We start from the raw sequence: 13,892 nt of genomic DNA, 5'->3' as shown, positions 1-13,892 counted from the left end.
CATGACCTCAATCGATCGGGTGCTCATCACGGGTGTCGATACCAGGCTCGGCGCCGCGGTGCGTGATCATTTCGCCGGACGAGGTGCACTGACGGTGGGAACGGTCACCGCGGAACGTGATCCGGGGCCGGGCGAGGAGCTGACGCTGACCGCGGACCCGGCGGACCGGGCCGAGGTGGGCCATGTGGTGGCCAAGGCTGCCGCACACATGGGTGGAGTCGATGTACTGGTCGTGGCACACGGCCTGCCCGTGGTGGCGCCGCTCGCCGATCAGCCGATGGCCGAATTCTGGGCGCATGTCGACGCCACCCTGACCGGCAGCTTCCTCTACGCGCAGGCCGCCGCGGATCACATGCGGCACAGCGGGACCGGTGGACGCATCGTGCTGACCACCTCGCGCTGGCATGTCGGCGGCGACGGCCTCGCAGCGGTCGCCACGGCGGCCGGAGGGATCGTCGCGCTCACCAAATCGCTGACCCGCGACTTTGGTGGCTTCGGGGTCGGAGTGAACGCCGTCGCCATCGGTGCCCTGGATTCGGAATGGTCGGTCTGTGACAGCGCCGTCGGGCAGCCGCCGGGCGGCCGGACCGGCACCGTCGAGCAGGCTGCCGCGGTCATCGGACTGTTGAGCCGGCGTCAACTCGGTGCGGCCGTGGGACAGATCGTCAATGTCGATGGCGGGGTGTCCCGAAATCGTGTCTAGGAAAGGCATTCAATGAACCAAGCAATACCCGGGGGCAACGCCCGCGACGCGATCGTGGGCCCGGCGGACCCCCAGGTGCAGCCGCGCTACGCAGGGTGGACGACCTTCGCCCGGCTGCCCCGCCTGTCAGATGTGGCACGGGCCGACGTCGTGGTGGTGGGCGTACCGTTCGACAGCGCGGTGACCTACCGGCCCGGAGCCCGATTCGGCCCCAACGCGATTCGTCAAGGATCCCGCCTCATCCGTGGCTACAACCCCGAACTCGACATCAAACCGTTCGAGGTCTGCCAGTTCGCCGACGCCGGCGACATCGCGTGCAACCCGTTCGACATCGGCGAGGCGGTGGACCAGATCGCGGCGCAGCTGACCGAACTTCAGGCCGAGGGGACGCGCGCGGTGATCCTCGGCGGTGATCACTCGGTGGCGCTGCCGTCGTTACGCGCGGTCCACGCGGTGCACGGCCCGGTGGCCCTGGTGCATTTCGATGCGCACCTGGACACCTGGGACAGCTACTACGGGGCCGACATCACCCACGGCTCACCGTTCCGGCGAGCCTTCGAGGAAGGCCTGTTGCTCGATCGCAGCCTGCACGTCGGGGTGCGCGGATCCATCTATGACAAGCAGGATCTGGTCGAGGACGCGAACTTCGGCTTCTCCGTGATCACCTGCAAGCAGATCGGCGCGCTCGGAACCGACGGCATTATCCAGCGCATCCGCGAGCGGGTGGGGGACGCGCCGGTGTATGTCTCGGTCGACATCGACGTGCTCGACCCGGCGCATGCGCCGGGCACCGGCACGCCCGAGGCAGGCGGCATGACCAGCCGTGAACTGCTCGAGATCGTGCGCGGGCTGGACAGCGTGAACCTGGTCGGCGTCGACGTGGTGGAAGTATCACCGGCCTACGACCATGCCGAGATCACCGCGATCGCCGCCGCCAACGTCACCTGGGAATTCCTGTCCGTATTCGGAAGAAAGGCTCGATCATGATCCCCTTGACGCCTGCCGGGCCGGTGACCTGGCCAGAGGGAAAGCGTTGCGCCGTCGCATTCACCTTCGACGTGGATGCCGAATCTCCGCTGTTGACCACCGATCCGGCGTTCGCCGACCGCATGGGCGCGATGTCGCACCAGGCCTACGGCCCGCTGGTCGGGGTTCCCCGCCTGCTGTCGATACTCGACGAATTGCAGGTTCCGGCAACGTTCTTCGTGCCGGGCTACACCGCACACCGGCATCCGGAGCCGATTCGGTCGATCGCGGCGGCCGGGCACGAGATCGCCCACCACGGCTACCTGCACGAGTCGCTGGTTGGCGTCGACGAACAGACCGAACGCGAGATTCTGGACCGCGGGCTCCGGGCGCTGCAGGAGGTGGTCGGGGTGACGCCGGTCGGCTATCGCGCGCCGATGTGGGAGATGAACTGGCACACACCGAAACTGCTCGCCGAATTCGGCTTCCTCTACGACTCCACCCTGATGGATTCCGATCACCCGTACGAGCTGGCTGTCGATGACCAGTCCGCGCTGGTGGAACTCCCGGTGAGCTGGGCGCTGGACGATTGGCAGCAGTACTGCTTCGTTCCCGATTTCTCCGGGACCGGCCTGATCGAGACGCCGGCCAAAGCCATCGAGCTGTGGCGCGCCGAACTGGATGCGATGCGTGATGTCGGCGGTGCCTGGATCCTGACCAACCACCCGTTCCTCAGCGGACGCCCGGGCCGCGCGGCGGCATTGCGCGAGTTCATCGCCGAAGTGTGTGCCATGGACGACGTCTGGGTCGCGGGCATGGCCGAGATCGCCGGATATGTCCGCGAACAGGCGTTGACGCCGCGCACTCTGACCCGCCCCGAGCTGAACATCCCCGCCGAACCTTAAGGAGAATTCTCGATGAAACGCGAAGCCCTCACCCCGGAAAAGCTGCGCGAGGCCTACCAGCATGTGTGGTTCGTGGTGGCCCGGTCCCAGGACATCGACACCCCGCAGTCGGCCACCCTGCTCGACCACAAGCTGGTGGTGTTCCGTGATTCCACCGGTGCGGCCCGGGTGACCGACCGGCGCTGCATCCACCGGGGCGGCAACCTGGCCGATGGCAAGGTCGTCGGCGACAGCATCGCCTGCCCCTACCACGGATGGCAGTTCGACGGGCAGAGTGGGCAGTGCAGTCACATCCCGTCTCTGGCCGAGGGACAACGGATTCCGCCGAAGGCGGAGATCAAGTCCTATCCGGTGATCGAGCGATTCGAACACGTCTGGACCTGCCTGGGCGACCCGGTGTTCGACTTGCCGCATCCTCCCGAGATCGGCGGCCTGGAGCTGGAGTGGCGTGCGGCGGAGCCCATTCACGCCGAGTGCGGATTCATGGCGGCCACCGAGAACTTCCGGGACATGGCGCATTTCCCGTTCGTGCATGCGCCGTCGATGGGCGAGGTGAACCCGGTGGTGGACGAGCTGGCCGTCAAGCGTGACGGTCGTGAGGTGTGGGCGTCCTACTTCTACCCAGGGGTGCCCGATTCGGACTTCTCCGATGTCGGCGATGCCTGGATGCACTACCACTCGTACGCGCCGGGAATCGCGACCATCCTGTACGACTTCGGCGAGACGCTCGGCAAGCGCTATCTGGTGGACTTCCCCTCGCCGGTGAGCTACGACAAGTGCATCATCTTCTGGGGTGTGGCCGCCGACAAGGATTTCCGCGGCGGAACTGTCGACGAGATCCTGGAGATCGAGACGAAGGTGTTCACCGAGGACACCCCGGTGCTCGAAGGTCTTGAGCCCAAGGAGGTTCCGCTTGCCGGGCAGGCGTTCGAGGTGTCGGCGCCGGCGGACATCTACACGCTGAACTACCGGCGCGCCACCCAGCATGCGGTGCAGACGATTCAGCAGGAGCGGGACCTGATCGCGGCGCAGACCGAGGTTCCCGCCGAAAACGGCCACGCCCGGGTCTGAGCCGACAACCCGGTATGAAACTTCACGTCATTCAACTGCGGCTGGAAGCCACCGAGGTGATCTCGGTGGTGCTCGCCAGCCCCACCGGCGACCGGCTGCCCGCATGGGCAGCCGGTGCGCACATCCCCATCACGTTGCCGTCGGGACGCGTCCGGCAGTACTCCCTGTGTGGTCCGCGCGACGACCCGTACCGGTACACCATCGCGGTGCTGCGGGTCGCCGACGGCCGCGGCGGCTCCCGCGAGGTGCACGAGAGCCTGCGCATCGGCGACGTGGTCGAAGTCGGGGTGCCCCAGAACGCCTTCGCGCTGAGCCCGGCGCCGCGGTACGTCTTCATCGCCGGCGGTATCGGGATAACCCCGATCGCGGCGATGATCGATGAGTTACGCGGCGTCCCGGTCAGTCCCGAGTTCACGCTGATCTACGGGGGCCGCAGCCGGGCCGCCATGGCCTTTGCCGACCGCCTGGCCGGTATCGACGGGGTGTCGCTGATTCCGCAGGACGAGATGGGGTTGCCCGACCTCGCCGGGGTGTTCGCCGCCAGTCCGGCCGGGACCCATGTCTACTGCTGCGGCCCTGCGCCGATGCTGGCCGCCGTCGCCGACCTCAGCGCCGGCTACCCGGATGTCGAACTCCATGTCGAGCGGTTCGCCGCCGCAACCGCGGCCCCCACCGGAGGGTTCGGTGACGGCGCCTTCGAGGTGGAGTTGGCGCGCACCGGTGCCACGGTGGTGGTCCCGCCGAACAAGAGCGTGCTGGAGGCGGTGCTCGATATCGCCCCCGACACCGCGTTCTCCTGTACGAGTGGATTCTGCGGGACGTGTGAGACCAAGGTGCTCGCCGGCGAGGTCGATCATCGCGACGATCTGCTGACCGAGGCCGAGCGCGCGGCCAACACCTCGATGATGATCTGCGTATCCCGTTCTCTCGGTGGGAAGATCACGCTCGACCTGTGAGAACACGTTCATGGCTCTAAACTCCGCAGCCATGAACGTCCCCGCAGAAGTGTTCCGATGTCCGTCAATGACCCGCTAACGGACGAAGGCTGTATGACCGTAGAGGTGACGCCGCACGACGGCACCGTCCTGCTCAGGGAACTGCTGGCCCAGCCGAGCCTGCACGTCGACACCCTGACACCGATCCGCGATCTCGACCGGCCGATCCGCTACGTGTACCCCACCGAACTCGTCGACCCGTCGCAGTATCTGTCGGGGGAGGAGCTGATCCTCAGCATCGGGGTGCCCGTAGCCGATCAGCCGGACGACTCGATCCGGCGCTACGTCGAGACCTTGAGCCGGCGGCGGGTCACCGCGCTGCTGGTGGGGCTGGGGGATCTGTTCGACGAACCCCCTGCCGCACTGGTGCGGGCCTGCCTCGACCTGGACCTTCCGCTGCTGGCCCAGCATGCCGCGGTGCCCTTCCGGCGGATCGTGGACTGGGCGGATTCCATGCGGATCGCCGATCGCGAGGTCGGAACACGCGAACGGGACCTTGGGTCGATTCTGCGCTGGTTCGTGGCGGGCACCCTGGGCGTCGGCCCGGTCGAAACCGCGCTCGCCGAGTGTGGCCTGGCCGGGACCCCGGTGGCGGTGTGCGCGTTCACCACCGATGTCCACACCCGGGTGCACGAGCTCGTCGACCGGCACCTCGGCACGGTCGCGGTGCTCGATGACCGCATCGTCGCGCTGTGCGCCCAGACCGAGCAGTTCGCCGCCGAACTGGCCGCCTCCGATCTGGTGTGCGGTGTGGCCATCGCGCCAGATCCACAGTCCATGGTGTATGCGATCCCCGAGGCGCTCGAAGCGTTGCGAGAGGGGATTCGCTGGCGGCGCTCGGTGCACATCGAGGAGATCGCCACGCTGGACGGACTGCTGGCGGCGGTGCCGAAAGTTCGGCTCGTGCCGTTCGTCCACCGGCTCCTGGTGCCGTTGGTCGACCACGACAAGCTCAACAACGGCTACCTGGTTTCGTCCCTGGAGGCCTTCCTGGCACCGGACAACGACATCTCGACGGCCGCGAGCCAGTTGTACGTGCACGTCAACACATTGCGCAACCGGTTGGCCAAGGTCGCCGAGCTCACCGGTGCCAACCCCCTCGACGAAACCGACCGGACCAATTTCCGGATCGCGTTGTGGGCGGCTCGGAACATGGGCATGGGCGTCGCTGATACGGCTAAGCCGGTGCACGACAAGGTGGTTCAGCTCACGCGAGCGTCTCAAGCCCGGCCGTGATCCCCCCGGCGCCGGCTGGGTCGGCGGCCGGACTGTAGAGATCTACAGCCTGACTGAGCAACGGTGTTTTGTTGTCCAACTGCTCTGCCGAGCCGTACGTTCGTCGGTAGTGTGACGTTTGTCGACACAGCAGCTCCCGGCAACGTTAAGGAAACCTGTTGGTTCTCTACGAATTTCGGTGTGCGTCAGGTTGCGGCGTCACGAAGAAGATGTTCTCGATGAGTGTTCGTCCGGACGTGATCGACTGCCCGGACTGCAGGGGGCCGGCACGCAGGACCATCGCGGCGCCGAACCTGGGCCGCGGCGGCTCGACCGCCATGGCGCTGCAGGACACCACACGAGCGTCGGCCGACCGTCCCGCCGTGGTTGCCGGACCGCCGCCGGGCGGCCGGCGGCAGAAAGTCACCACGAACCCGCTCCATCAGAAGTTGCCCCGTCCCTGAAGTCCTGAAGTCCTGAAGTCCTGAAGTCTGCGAAGGAGGATCAATGCCTGACGTCGTATTCCCGCTCGACTCGACCAAGAAGTTCACCGATCAGGAGAAGCTGGGCCACAACCGGTGGCACCCTGACATCCCGGCCGCGGTGACGGTCAAGCAGGGCGACTCGTTCCGGGTGCACTGTCGCGAATGGTTCGACGGTGCCATCGTCAACGACGATTCGGCCGACGACATCCTCAACGCACCGCTGACGACGGTGCACGTGCTCTCCGGCCCGATCGCCGTCGAGGGCGCCAAGCCGGGCGATCTGCTCATCGTGGACATCCTCGACGTCGGACCCATCCCGCAGGAGGATTCCGGGCCGCTGGCCGGCCAGGGCTGGGGCTACACCGGCATCTTCCCCAAGCTCAACGGCGGCGGCTTCCTCACCGATCAGTTCCCCGACGCCTACAAGGCGATCTGGGACTTCTCGGGTCAAAAGGCCACCTCACGGCACGTACCGCACGTGGAGTTCACCGGCATCGTGCACCCGGGGCTGATGGGGACCGCGCCTTCGACCGGGCTGCTGGCGAAGTGGAACACCCGCGAGGCCGCACTGATCGCGACCGACCCCGATCGGGTACCGCCGCTGGCCCTGCCGCCCGAACCGCGCGACGCGATCCTCGGCGGACTCACCGGGGATGCCTTCACCAAAGCCGCCGCGGAAGCGGCCCGCACCGCGCCGCCGCGGGAGAACGGCGGCAACCAGGACATCAAGAACCTCACCAAGGGCAGCCGGGTGTTCTACCCGGTGTTCGTCGACGGGGCGAACCTCTCGGTCGGCGACCTGCACTTCTCCCAGGGCGACGGCGAGATCACCTTCTGCGGCGCCATCGAGATGGGCGGCTTCATCGACCTGCGCGTCGACGTTATCCCGGGCGGTATGGAGACCTACGGTGTGAGCGAGAACGCCATATTCATGCCCGGCAACACCGATCCCCAGTACTCCGAGTGGCTGGCCTTCTCCGGCACCTCGGTCACCCTCGAAGGTGAGCAGCGTTACCTGGACTCGCACCTGTCCTACCAGCGGGCCTGCCTGCACGCGATCGACTACCTGACCAAGTTCGGCTACAGCCCCGAGCAGGCGTACCTGCTACTGGGCGCCGCACCCATCGAGGGCCGCCTGTCCGGTGTCGTCGACATCCCGAATGCCTGTGCGACGGTGTACATCCCGACGGCGATCTTCGATTTCCCGGTCGCGCCGTCGGCCACCGGGCCCGTGCAGATCGATCCGGGTATGGGGGCCCCGCACTCGTCGTTCAACTGACGACTCCGGACACCGCTCACGGCGGGCCGGGCCACGGTCGAACTATCCTCGTCTCCGAGACGACCGTGTGCCCGCCCCACCCCGGGGGCATGGTGCAACCGGAAAGGATCGCGCAATGACCCCGCCCCCTGGTGCCTCGCGCCTAGGCACCCGGTTCGGACCCTACGAGCTGAAATCGCTGATCGGTGTCGGTGGAATGGGCGAGGTGTACCGCGCCTACGACACGGTCAAGGAACGCATGGTGGCGGTCAAACTGCTGCGCACCGAGATCGCCGCGGACACGAACTTCCAGGAGCGGTTCCGGCGTGAGTCCCGGGTGGCGGCGCGGCTGCAGGAACCGCACGTGATCCCGGTGCACGATTTCGGCGAGATCGACGGTGTGCTGTACATCGACATGCGGCTGGTCGAGGGCGCCAGCGTCAAGGAGCTGCTGCGGACCAACGGCCCTCTGACCCCGGCGCGGGCCACCGCGATCGTCACGCAGGTGGCCGCGGCGCTGGACGCCGCCCATGCCGACGGCCTGGTGCACCGCGACATCAAGCCCGAGAACGTCCTGCTCACCTCCGACGACTTCGCCTACCTGGTGGACTTCGGCATCGCCCACGTCGGGGGCGAGGCCAGCGTCACGATGACGGGCGTGCTGATCGGGTCGAGCGCCTACATGGCACCGGAGCGGTTCTCCGGCGGCCCGGTCGGACCGGCCGCCGATGTGTACGCCCTGACATGCCTGCTCTACGAGATGCTGATCGGCCGGCCACCGTTCGAGACGGGCGACCTGCGCCAGCTGATGAGCGCCCACATGTTCTCCCCGGCACCCCGGCCGAGCATCATGCGCCGCGGCATCCCGCGCGCATTCGACGACGTCGTGGCCAAGGGCATGGCCAAGGACGCCGTCGACCGCTATCCCAGCGCCGGTGAACTGGCCAAGGCCGCCCGCGACGCGGCCGGCTCCGGTGCGGCTCCCGCACCGCCCCCGCCGGTGCTGCCACCCACTCCGGCGCCCGCGCCCGCCCCGCCGCGGCTCACTCCGCAACCGCAGCCTCAGCCTCAGTCGCCGTCACCGGGCACCCGAGAGTTCTCGTCGATCTACCCCAACCCGAACCACACCGGCTACACGCCGTACCCACCGCCCCCGCCACAGGCACCGCAGGCTCCGGCGCGCAAACCGCGGTTCAGCCGGGCCCAGCTCACCTTGATCCTGGTGTCGGTGGGCCTGTTCGGAATCGCCGCTGTGCTGGCCGCGGTCCTGGCCAGCGGTGGCGACGGCGCCTCCACCCATGAGACGTTGACCGCGCCGACCCCGCCGAGCGCGATATCCGAGGCGCCGACGACGACCACGACCACGGCAGGGTCGGCGACGGCCAACGTGAACGGCACCGACGACCAGGGCTTCGTCAACCACACCGCGCGGTGCCCCGCGGGCAGCACCCCGGCCGCCGTGATCCGGACCGCGTCCTCACTGGCGGTGATCTGCCAGACCGGCTCCGACAGCTTCTCCTACCGCGGTGAGCGGCTCAGCGACGGCGCCAACCTCCAGATCCCCACCGCCGAGCGGTCCGGCAACGGCTTCGTGGCCGTCAACCCTGCCGACGGTGCGCGCTATGAGGTGGGACCCGACGGTCTCACCATCAGCAGCTACGGCAAGGTCGATTCGTCGGAACCGCCACTGGAGTACGGCGAGCGCTGAAAAGCAACGCTTGACGCCGGGATTCGAGTAGCGCGCTACGCTACCGACCGCGGCTGCCCCCCTGAACGATTGTGCAGGTCAGCAATCACACAGGCGAAGGGGTTCGCGCACATGGCAACTCGTACCTTCCACGGAGTCGTCACCACACCGTCCGGAACGCCGTTGGGTGGATGGGTCGATGTCGACGTCAGCGACAACGGCGACTACCACGTGAAGTTCCATATGCACAGCAGCAGCATCCTCGGCGACTTCGATTTCAATCTGCGCGCCTACCTGACGGCCCCGGGATTCCCGACGATGGCGTTCATCAAGAGCGGACACGTCTCCGGCGTCGACAGCTGGAATCACGAGGAGAACGGCCACAGCCCGCTACTGGCGCTCTACTGGTCCAAACTGGACAACCAGGCCACATACGGCGTCGCCAAGGAATACAAGTGGGGCGGGGTCGTCGGCACGCTCACCGAACTGGTCGGCGACATCCTCGATGTGGCTGCCGGTGCCGTGGGCGGTGCACTGGGCGTGGTGATCGGAGCCACCCGCGAGGCGATCGACTGGATGGGCGCCACCCTGGGGCCCGGCGGCACGCTCGGGGTCATCGGGGGAGTCGTGGTGTTCGCGGTGTCGGCTGTGGCGGGTGCGGGGATCGGCACCGCACTCATCCTCGGCGTGGTGGCGGGGGTGGCAATCGGCGCCGTCACGAACGCGCTGATCAAGTTCCGGCCGCTCAACTCCACCGAAATCGCTTTTGCCCGACAAGTTTTCGGCAACTCACTGCCGTACCAGGACGTGATCATCACCAATCTCGCCGGACTCGGCGATCGCGCCTTCACCGCTCCGGGCGTTGACGGCAAGACGTACCTCAACATCGGCCGGGCCTTCGACAATCCGCTGGGTACCGGTGGCGATGCCTATCCCCGGCCGGGTCAGCTCCTCATTCACGAACTCACCCACGCCTGGCAGATCGCGCATACCGGTTCGCTGCCGGGCCTGATGTGCAGCGGCATGGTGAATCAGGCGAATTTCATCCTGGGCGACAACGTGTATCAGTACGGCCCGCCAGGGCGGGGCTGGTCAGAGTTCAACGCCGAACAACAGGGTGCGATCGTCGATCAGTGGTTCGGCGGAACCGGACTCAGCTCCCGGTACAAAGAGGCCGACCAGGAGAACCCGTACTACCGCTACATCTGGAACGACGTCATCAACCATCTGCCGCCCGACGAAGCCCGGGCGAATCTGCGGGCCACCGCGTCCTCGGCTCTGAATGTCGTTTCGCGGGAGCCGTTCAGCCTGGAATTGTTCTGGGCGAACACCAGCAAGGCGATCGGATCGCAGTGGTGGACCGGTGCGGCGGGAGACAGCTGGGGCGATCACACTCCGATTGATGTCGTGGCGCCCGGAGCGGTCGCGCCCGGTGCGGCGGTCACCACGGTCGCCCGCACGCCGGGCAATCTCGATGTGTTCTGGGTCGCGGCCGACGGATCGGTCATGACGCAGTGGTGGGCGGCGGCACCCGACGGCGGATGGACCGAGCACGGTGGCGCGTTCCCGATCGCACCGGCCGGCTCGGCGAGTCCCGGAGCGCCGATCGCGGCGGTCGCGCGGACCTCCGACAACCTCGACGTGTTCTGGGTGCGGCCCGACGGCGCCGTCGCCAGCCAATGGTGGGCGGCCGCGCCCGGAGCGGGTTGGGCTGACCACGGAGCGTTCAACGTCGCGCCGCCGGGTTCGGCGGAGAAAGGTTCGGCGGTCGCCGTCGTGGCGCGCATGCCCGATCATCTCGATGTGTTCTGGGTGACCAGAGACGGTGGGGTCGGATCGAATTGGTGGACTGCGGCCCCGGGAACGAGCTGGGCCGATCACGGGTCATTCAGACTCGCGCCCGCCGGATCCGCGCGGCCCGGGTCAGCGCTGACCGTCGTGGCCCGCACGCCGGACAACCTCGACGTGTACTGGGTGACCCCCGACGGCGCGGTCGCCTCCAACTGGTGGTTCGGCGCCCCGGGCGCAAGCTGGGCGGACCACGGCTGGTTCACCATCACGGCACCGGGGGCGGTGGCGGCCGGCGGCGGCATCACCGCAACCTCTCGCACCCCGAACAATCTGGACGTGTTCTGGGTCGCGCCCGACGGATCCATCGGAACACAGTGGTGGCATGCGGCGGTCGGACACAGCTGGGCTGACCACGCCCCGTTCGCGATTGCCCCCGCCGGGTCGGCGGCGCCCGGGTCGGCGCTCGCCTCCGTCGGACGGCTCCCGTTGCACCTGGACGTGTTCTGGGTGCGGCCCGACGGTGCGATCGGGACCCAGTGGTGGGATGCCGCACCGGATCAGGGATGGAACCATCAACCGTTCGCGGTGACACCGCCGGGTGTCGCCGCCGTTCCGCCGGCAGGTCCGGCCCCGGAAGCGGTGGTGGATCGTCTTGACGCGCTGGGTGTCGATTTCAGCGTGCCGGCTAGTGATCTGGCCGACTGGCTGCAGAACCCTGAGTTCACCCCATACCCGGCGATCTCCGAGGCGCTGCAGAAACTGTTGAGCGGCAAGCGTCTTCGCAAACCGGTGTACCTCGACGTGATCGTCTTCAACTATGAGTCCACTCCGGGTGTTCCGTCTCCGCGCCGGGGGCAGGACGTACGGGTGCCGGTACTGGAAGCCGCAGTGGTGCAAGGCCACAATGTCCGCTACGACGAGGCGGTGACGAAGTTCGCCGACCTGCTCGTGCCCGCGGTGTGACCGCGACGTGCCGGCTACCTCAATCACGAACGGGCGTTTGTGAATCGGGGTAGCCGGTTACGCGGCCATCAAGTAGACAAGGACACGAACATCACCATCGCAGGATTGCACGAGCTCTACCTACGGGTTCGCCGCACGGTGATCTGACTCGTCGCTGCGCGGATCCGGTCCCGCCCCGGCGGGTATCGCTGGGGCGGGATCTTCTCGTCAGGAGGCCGCTTTCACAAAGCGGGCTTTTGCCGGAACAGGGGCGTACACCGCGACCGGATTCGTCTTACCCTTGAGGGCCAGGCCGGGCCTTGGCTCGAAATCGCCGCGGTCCCCGGTGAGTTGACTCAACGTGGCGCCGGTGAGCAGCACGGTGTCGCCGGTCTGGCGGGTCGCGGTCTCGACCCGCGCCGCGACGTTCACCGCATCGCCGATCACCGAGAACTCCAAACGCCCTGCGCCACCGACATTTCCGGCCACCACAGGTCCGGAGTTCAGGCCGACCCCTACCGTGAGGGTACCGCTGAACTCATCGTGCACCGCGTCGGCGATCTGCAGTGCGGCACCCAGTGCGTCATCGGCGTGACGGTCCTTGCGCCGGGGTGCCCCGAAGACCGCCATCAGGCCGTCGCCCGCGTACTTGTCGACGTGGCCACCGTGGTCGTGCACGATCGGGACGATCCGTTCGAACAACCGGTTCAGTGTGGTGACCACCTCGGTGGGCCGTAACCGCTCGGCGAGCGTGGTGAATCCGCGGACGTCGACGAACATCAGCGTGACCTCCAGCTCCTGGGCTTCCAACGATCCGGCGGCACACAGGATGTGTTCGGCGACATCCCGATCCACATAGGTGCCGAAGGTGTCGCGGATTCGCTCACGTTCGGCCAGGCCGGCTGTCATCGTGTTGAAACCGGCTTGTAGCAGTCCGATCTCGCTGGCGTCGTCGACCTCGACCCGGGCGCTGAAGTCACCCGCCTGCACCTGGGCCAGGGCCCGGCGCAGCGCGGTGACCCGTTCGGTGACCGACCGGATGGCGATCAGGATCGCGAACAACCCCACCACGATCGCCACCGTCACCAGGATCAGGATCGCCGCGAAGGTGCGTTGGGCCCGGAAGCCGACATCGGCCAGATAACCGACCGCGAGCACCGCGATGCCGAACAGCGGAACCCCCGTGGCCAGCAGCCATGCCGTCACCAGCCTGCGCCCGATCGTCGGTCTGAATCGCCGGTCGGGAGTTACGCCGCCGAGAGCCCGGGCCGCCACCGGCCGCATGACCCGTTCGACGATGAGGTACCAGACCGCGCTCGTCGAAATGCCACCCAGCGCCACCACGCTGAAGATGTACACCGCCGTGGACACCTGCTGGCTCAGTGCCAGTGACCCGAAGATCACCGCACCGACGCCCCACACCGCTGCCGACAACCGCACCGCCTCACCTGGGGCGCCCAGGGTCATCCGCTGTTCCTCCGCGGTCGGTGGGCGGCCCTCGGTGAGCCAGGCCGTGCTGGCCGCGAACCGGTGTCGCCGCACCCGCAGCATCACCGGAACCGCGACCGCCAGAAACACGATCAGCACCGTGCCGCCCCGGATCAGCAGGCGATGGGTATCGGCTGGGGTCAACACGATGGGGGCCGCGAAGGCCAGAAAGGCGCCGACGATCCCTCCGCCACCCGCGCTGACCACGGCCGCACCCCACACCCAACGTTTGAACGTCTGATCACGAAGTTCGGCCCCGGCATTGGGGGTGCCGGTTGCGGGGGCGACTGCGACGGGTGTGTCGAGGTGTGCCAAGCCGTTGACGGTGGCGTCCATGAGCAGAGCTTGCGCGCATAAGCAGGGCGCTCGATAGGGTAGCGCGCTAC

Annotated in this window: 11 protein-coding genes; 10 read left to right on the top strand and 1 reads right to left on the bottom strand. The window is 67.6% G+C overall.

Annotated features, from left to right (window positions below; translation table 11 throughout):
* Window position 1: 1 nt before the first annotated feature.
* The 10 genes from EH231_RS09480 (at window position 2) to EH231_RS34085 (ending at window position 12,039) form a co-directional block, all read left to right on the top strand.
* The gene (locus EH231_RS09480; RefSeq protein ID WP_124712294.1) at window positions 2–703 is read left to right on the top strand and encodes an SDR family NAD(P)-dependent oxidoreductase; all 702 of its coding nucleotides are present in this window, start codon (window positions 2–4) and stop codon (window positions 701–703) included.
* A gap of 12 nt (window positions 704–715) precedes the next feature.
* The gene (gene speB, locus EH231_RS09475) at window positions 716–1,690 is read left to right on the top strand and encodes an agmatinase (RefSeq protein ID WP_090431449.1); all 975 of its coding nucleotides are present in this window, start codon (window positions 716–718) and stop codon (window positions 1,688–1,690) included.
* Window positions 1,687–2,574 (top strand): polysaccharide deacetylase family protein, encoded by an 888-nt coding sequence (locus EH231_RS09470; RefSeq protein ID WP_090431447.1) that lies wholly within the window; start codon window positions 1,687–1,689, stop codon window positions 2,572–2,574. Before speB ends, EH231_RS09470 begins: the two co-directional genes overlap by 4 nt.
* 12 nt (window positions 2,575–2,586) lie before the next feature.
* Window positions 2,587–3,645 carry a Rieske 2Fe-2S domain-containing protein gene (locus EH231_RS09465; protein WP_124712293.1) on the top strand — a complete coding sequence of 353 codons (1,059 nt, stop codon included), beginning with the start codon at window positions 2,587–2,589 and terminating at the stop codon, window positions 3,643–3,645.
* 14 nt (window positions 3,646–3,659) lie between these two features.
* Window positions 3,660–4,601 carry a PDR/VanB family oxidoreductase gene (locus EH231_RS09460; protein WP_090431443.1) on the top strand — a complete coding sequence of 314 codons (942 nt, stop codon included), beginning with the start codon at window positions 3,660–3,662 and terminating at the stop codon, window positions 4,599–4,601.
* Window positions 4,602–4,694: 93 nt separating this feature from the next.
* The gene (locus EH231_RS09455; protein ID WP_241177918.1) at window positions 4,695–5,876 is read left to right on the top strand and encodes a PucR family transcriptional regulator; all 1,182 of its coding nucleotides are present in this window, start codon (window positions 4,695–4,697) and stop codon (window positions 5,874–5,876) included.
* 218 nt (window positions 5,877–6,094) lie between these two features.
* A complete protein-coding gene (locus EH231_RS09450; protein WP_164480824.1) occupies window positions 6,095–6,319 on the top strand; it encodes a zinc ribbon domain-containing protein in 225 nt (74 codons plus the stop codon).
* Window positions 6,320–6,362: 43 nt separating this feature from the next.
* On the top strand, window positions 6,363–7,619 hold the full coding sequence (gene fmdA / locus EH231_RS09445; RefSeq protein ID WP_090431437.1) for a formamidase: 1,257 nt from the start codon (window positions 6,363–6,365) through the stop codon (window positions 7,617–7,619).
* Window positions 7,620–7,734: 115 nt separating this feature from the next.
* Window positions 7,735–9,306 (top strand): serine/threonine-protein kinase, encoded by a 1,572-nt coding sequence (locus EH231_RS09440; RefSeq protein ID WP_124712291.1) that lies wholly within the window; start codon window positions 7,735–7,737, stop codon window positions 9,304–9,306.
* A 111-nt stretch (window positions 9,307–9,417) separates the two neighbouring features.
* Window positions 9,418–12,039 carry a PLL family lectin gene (locus EH231_RS34085; protein WP_206429643.1) on the top strand — a complete coding sequence of 874 codons (2,622 nt, stop codon included), beginning with the start codon at window positions 9,418–9,420 and terminating at the stop codon, window positions 12,037–12,039.
* A gap of 207 nt (window positions 12,040–12,246) precedes the next feature.
* On the opposite strand, the gene EH231_RS09430 is transcribed toward EH231_RS34085, so the two are convergent.
* A complete protein-coding gene (locus EH231_RS09430; RefSeq protein WP_234927200.1) occupies window positions 12,247–13,842 on the bottom strand; it encodes an adenylate/guanylate cyclase domain-containing protein in 1,596 nt (531 codons plus the stop codon).
* Between the last annotated feature and the right edge of the window lie 50 nt (window positions 13,843–13,892).

The organism is Mycolicibacterium nivoides (genome assembly GCF_003855255.1).
GTDB classification, from domain to species: Bacteria; Actinomycetota; Actinomycetes; order Mycobacteriales; family Mycobacteriaceae; genus Mycobacterium; species Mycobacterium nivoides.
Note: the sequence above shows the minus strand (reverse complement) of the source record. Positions and strands in the feature narration are given on the sequence as shown.

Bases quoted from the DNA above. Each gene is read 5' to 3' on its own strand.
- EH231_RS09470 (WP_090431447.1), top strand. From the start codon at position 1,687: ATGATCCCCTTGACGCCTGCCGGGCCGGTGACCTGGCCAGAGGGAAAG.
- EH231_RS09440 (WP_124712291.1), top strand. From the start codon at position 7,735: ATGACCCCGCCCCCTGGTGCCTCGCGCCTAGGCACCCGGTTCGGACCC.
- EH231_RS09430 (WP_234927200.1), bottom strand. From the start codon at position 13,842: ATGGACGCCACCGTCAACGGCTTGGCACACCTCGACACACCCGTCGCA.
- fmdA (WP_090431437.1), top strand. From the start codon at position 6,363: ATGCCTGACGTCGTATTCCCGCTCGACTCGACCAAGAAGTTCACCGAT.
- EH231_RS09460 (WP_090431443.1), top strand. From the start codon at position 3,660: ATGAAACTTCACGTCATTCAACTGCGGCTGGAAGCCACCGAGGTGATC.
- EH231_RS09480 (WP_124712294.1), top strand. From the start codon at position 2: ATGACCTCAATCGATCGGGTGCTCATCACGGGTGTCGATACCAGGCTC.
- EH231_RS09455 (WP_241177918.1), top strand. From the start codon at position 4,695: ATGACCGTAGAGGTGACGCCGCACGACGGCACCGTCCTGCTCAGGGAA.
- EH231_RS09450 (WP_164480824.1), top strand. From the start codon at position 6,095: ATGAGTGTTCGTCCGGACGTGATCGACTGCCCGGACTGCAGGGGGCCG.
- EH231_RS34085 (WP_206429643.1), top strand. From the start codon at position 9,418: ATGGCAACTCGTACCTTCCACGGAGTCGTCACCACACCGTCCGGAACG.
- speB (WP_090431449.1), top strand. From the start codon at position 716: ATGAACCAAGCAATACCCGGGGGCAACGCCCGCGACGCGATCGTGGGC.
- EH231_RS09465 (WP_124712293.1), top strand. From the start codon at position 2,587: ATGAAACGCGAAGCCCTCACCCCGGAAAAGCTGCGCGAGGCCTACCAG.